4 protein-coding genes are annotated in these 4,791 nt (G+C 48.4%); all 4 read left to right on the top strand.

From position 1 onward, the window contains the following. Positions 1 to 141 precede the first annotated feature (141 nt). The 4 genes from QUB70_RS31550 (at position 142) to QUB70_RS31565 (ending at position 4,754) form a co-directional block, all read left to right on the top strand. Positions 142 to 2,043, top strand: a complete 1,902-nt coding sequence (locus QUB70_RS31550) for a serine/threonine-protein kinase (protein ID WP_332985715.1) — start codon at positions 142 to 144, stop codon at positions 2,041 to 2,043. A 79-nt stretch (positions 2,044 to 2,122) separates the two neighbouring features. Then, entirely contained in the window at positions 2,123 to 2,392 is a 270-nt protein-coding gene (locus QUB70_RS31555; protein ID WP_332985716.1) for a hypothetical protein, read from the top strand. Positions 2,393 to 2,805: 413 nt separating this feature from the next. Next, positions 2,806 to 4,152 carry an EAL domain-containing response regulator gene (locus QUB70_RS31560; RefSeq protein WP_332985717.1) on the top strand — a complete coding sequence of 449 codons (1,347 nt, stop codon included), beginning with the start codon at positions 2,806 to 2,808 and terminating at the stop codon, positions 4,150 to 4,152. A gap of 317 nt (positions 4,153 to 4,469) precedes the next feature. Next, entirely contained in the window at positions 4,470 to 4,754 is a 285-nt protein-coding gene (locus QUB70_RS31565; RefSeq protein ID WP_332985718.1) for a response regulator, read from the top strand. The last annotated feature ends 37 nt before the right edge of the window (positions 4,755 to 4,791 follow it).

A 4,791-nucleotide genomic window follows, 5' to 3' on the forward strand; every position in this document is an offset into this window, starting at 1 on the left:
TTCATTCGGGGTACTTCGCGCAGCGCTCAGATTTATCCCCTCTGAATATACCGAGGGACTTCCCGGCTGGTAGTTAATTAGCGCGATCGCCCAAAATCCTCAGTCTCAGTCAAGCGTGAAAATCCGACGCAGCAAGTTCCCATGAACAATCCCATCTACCCCGGCATAACTCTCAACAACCACTACCGCATCGTCCGCGAATTGGGACACGGAGGCTTCGGACGCACCTACCTAGCTGAAGACGCCCACCGATTTAACGAACCCTGCGTTTTAAAAGAATTTGCGCCCCAAGTACACGGAAGTTACGCTTTACAAAAATCCGAGGAACTGTTCGAGCGGGAAGCGGGAGTGCTCTACAAGCTGCAACACAATCAAATCCCGCGCTTCCGCGAACTTTTCCGCGTCAGTATCAGCGATCGAGGCTACCTATTTCTCGTCCAAGACTACGTTCCGGGCCAAACCTACCGCTTCCTGCTGGACGCCCGCAAACGTCAGGGTTTGCGGTTCATCGAGGCAGAAATCAATCAACTGCTGATCCAGATTTTGCCCGTGCTCGAATACATTCACTCTTTGGGAGTGATTCACCGCGACATCTCCCCGGACAACCTGATTCTGCGGCTGTCTGACGGGATGCCGGTGCTGATCGACTTCGGCGGAGTAAAAGAAGTCGCCGCCACCGTAGAGTCTCTGTTCGCTGCTGAGGCTAACGGCACTCCCGCCCCCGCGACTCGCATCGGCAAGCTCGGCTACGCTCCCCTCGAACAAATGCAAATGGGCATCGTCTATCCCCACAGCGATTTGTACGCTCTGGCGGCCACGGTTTTGGTGTTGCTGACGGGGAAGGAACCGCATCAGTTGCTTGAGGGCCAGACGCTGAATTGGAACTGGCGGGCGGAATGTTCTCTGTCTCCGAATTTGTCCCTGGTGCTGGATAAAATGCTCGCTCAGCAGCCGAGCCAGCGTTACTCCTCGGCTCGCGAGGTAATGCTCGCTCTCTCCGGCAATCCGCCTTTACAGCCGCCTTTGTCACCAGCCCCGGATTTTGGGCCCACGCAGCAGCCGCCGGAGCACTCGCCTATACCCGTGTCCGCCCCGAAACTGCCGGGAACTCCGGTGCGAGCTACTATTAGCAATCAGCAAAAGATGCCTGCTTGGAAAATGGTTTTGTTTGTGGTGGCGGTGCTCTCAAGTATGGGGGGAGTTGGCTGGTTTGCGGGCAATTTTTTGTTAAATCTGCAATCAAAAGTGCAGAAAATTCCGCAGAGTCCTGGCCCGAAGCAGCAACAAGAAGATGTTTTGCGCGATCGCTTTTCAAAGCTCAAAATTGACGATCGATTCTATAGCGGTTACGTCAACCTCGTGGACGAGACTTTTTATGCCAAATACCCGGAATTGGGCGGACGATTGTTAAAAGAAGGCGATGACGATCGCCAGTGGCGCGAAAGGTGGCAGAAAATCGGCGACGAGTTGCTCGACAAGCTGGAAAATCTCAGCAGCGACGCTAGAGCGCGGTTGGGCAGTTACGACACCGCCGATATCGATCGCTGGAAAACAGAAGTTAACAAGCTGAATTTGAGCAGTCGGGCGCTGTACGATTTGGCTGATGCTAGGTTCTTTTATTGGTTTCCAGAACAGCCGCGCGATCGCAATATCATCGGTTTGCCGATCGGACAAATTTGGCAAGCAATTACCGCCGACGCCCTCGCATCTTTGCAAGCTGGAGCAACTGTCGAAAGCGTTGAATTCGATCGCCGATCGAACAGCAAAACCATCACAGGCAATCTCAAACCCGGAGAAGGGAAAGCTTACATTGCCCGGTTCGCTCAAAATCAAACTTTGCGCGTGAATTTGCAAGCTCCGCCCAAATCTACTCTGCTGTCAATTTATTCTCCCGGGCGGACAAACAAAGCCCGGGCTTTGCTGGAAGATGCAGAGGGGCTTAGTTGGTCTGGATTGCTTGATGATGCTGGTTATTATGAATTCGTGGTAGTTTCTCAGGCATCCGAGCCGATCGCCTACGAGTTGAATCTGAGGGCGGAATAACTGCTATTGACGCCCTCGATCGACCCAGGCAATAATAAGGTAATACCGATCGGCTAAATTTTCCGGTTCAAAAAAGAATATGCTGAGATTCGCGATCGTAGCTTTAGTAACTTTGGGATTCGTATTGGTGACTGCACTAGGTTTACATCCCGCCAATGCGACAGTCAGCAATCCCGAATTTTATGCTTGGAACTTTGCCTCTGTAGGCAGCAGCGAGCTGGTTTGTAAAAAGACAGTTGTAGTTCCGCAAGACCTCATCATTCCGTCATCATCAATGCAGGCTGTCAGTATCAATTCTGCAATTGTAGACGACAAGTTTTGCGCGAATTCCACTAGGCCTGTGAATTAAAGCAGTGCATAATATGATGTCCGGTTATACAACCATAATTAACTTCTCCGTCAGGACGCAGCATCCTGATTCATGCATCGAGAGAGGACTAAAGTCCTCACTGCAAACACGGGCTAATTATGGGCTATAAACCGGACATTATATCTTTTTCTGACTTTTTTCTGACAAACGACGGATATTTGGCAATGAAATTTTATTAAACAAGTCGGGCGCTGCATTTTTCTGCTTTTGAAAGAGATCGAACTCTTCCCTGTTGTGCCAGTTCTTTTATTGTAACTTAAGAACCGAGGGAAAATATTCAACCATTTGGCTAATTGTTTATTGGTTAATTGGCAGAATCAGTAATTCGCTAGTTTGAGTATGCTAGAGTTAGTCAGGTTCGGATATATAGTGCCATCTGTTATCTAAGTATCATGCTCAAAATTTTAGTAATTGAGGACGACGAATTAATCCGGGAAACTCTTCTGCAACTTCTGGAATCTCACAGCTATCGGGTGATTGTAGCCGAAAACGGTCGATTTGGAGTGCAGATGGCACTTTCGGAGATACCAGATTTAATTTTGTGCGACGTGCAGATGCCGGAACTCGACGGTTATGACGTGTTGCGGACTCTGCGGCAAAACTCACTGGCTGCAACAATTCCATTTATTTTCCTCACAGCTCAAAGTGACAAAACCGATTTTCGTCGGGGGATGGAATTGGGGGCTGACGATTACCTGACAAAGCCGTTTACCAAGGCTGAATTGTTGGGGGCCATTGCTTCTCGCGTCTTGAAACACCAAACTATTACTGAACCGCTGACAACCGCGCTTCACCAAGCAGAAGCCAGACTCAAAGATTTAGTTAACGAATCGACCAAGGTTTCCACCCTCTCTCCCGAAAAATTGGCTCTGGAAGCTCTGCTGCGCCGCGCTTTGGCACAAGGTGAGTTTCAGGTATACTATCAGCCACAAGTGGATATTGCTACCGGACAAGTTATCGGCGCTGAAGCTTTGGTGCGCTGGCAAAATCCCGATCGAGGTATAATTTCTCCCGCCGAATTTATTCCCTTAGCCGAAGAAACAGGTTTAATTATTCAGATTGGCGAGTGGGTACTGCTTTCAGCTTGCGCTCAAGCTGCGAGTTGGCTGGCGGCGGGGTTTTCACCCTTTACGATATCAGTAAATTTGTCGGCCCGGCAGTTGTCCGACCCGGAACTCAAGGCCCGAATCGTGCAAATATTAGAAACTACAGACTTGGAGCCTGCTAATTTAGAATTAGAAATGACCGAAAGCGCTTTGGTAGAAAATGCGACAGTCGCAGGCACAACTTTAAACGAACTTAAAGCTCTAGGAATTCGGATTGCTATTGACGACTTCGGCACCGGTTATGCTACTTTAGGATATCTCAAGCAATATGCTTTTGACAGTTTAAAGATCGATCGAATTTTCGTCCGCAATGCCAGCGAAGACACTCAAAATGCTGCTATTACTACGGCCGTAATTTTACTGGGTCACAGTTTGAATATGACCGTAATTGCTGAGGGGGTAGAAACAGAAGCAGAATTAGCTTTTTTGAAACAGCACCAGTGCGATATCATGCAGGGGTATCTGTTCAGCCCCCCCCAACCCGCACCGATAATTCAAAGTATGTTAGTTGCCGACCGGCGTTTGTTCGAGCAGCCCGTAGCAGCAGTACCCGATCGCGTTATCCCTTTTGTACCTGTGTCGGAACCAGAAAAATCTAAAAACCTTTCCATGTCAGGTCTAGGAATAGTGTAATTGTCACCAGGAGTTCTGTATAATAAAGCAAAATTCTTTCTTTTACCTTCTATTTTAGTATGCGAAAAAGTTGACGACCCCTCCTAAAAAGTTTGTAGCTTTTTAGGAGTGAGCGAATCTAAGAGGGAGGTTTTCCCCAATATTCGTCTACTTCTTCCCATTTTAGGCGATCGGCGTCCGTAATTAGACTATTTGAGGAATCGTGGCGTCTTGAAATTGCGCTCCTTTATCAAGTTGCAGCAGGTAAACTCATTGAAGTTCCTACTTTGGGAGCCACAGTTTCAAGAACTGTCAACTGGAATTGGTGCAAGCCTGTCATGGAAAAAATATTAGTAGTGGACGACGAAGCAGACAGTCAAACAGTCTTGGCAATGTACCTCGAAAGCCAAGGATACTGGGTTGAATGTGCTAATTCTGGCGTTGAGGCGCTCTTGATTTTTGAGAAGGCCCCCCCAGATTTGGTAATTTCAGATGTCATGATGCCGGAAATGGACGGGTTTGAGTTTTGCCGCCGGTTGCGAACTACACGTTTGGGACAGTTGGTGCCGTTTATATTTTTGTCCTGTCGGGGCGACAAGTCGCCTATAACGCTGATAGAATAAGCCTCATAGCTCTTATGCCTTGTTGATAATTAGGTAG

The organism is Microcoleus sp. A003_D6, assembly GCF_036702825.1.
Classification (GTDB): Bacteria; Cyanobacteriota; Cyanobacteriia; order Cyanobacteriales; family Microcoleaceae; genus Microcoleus.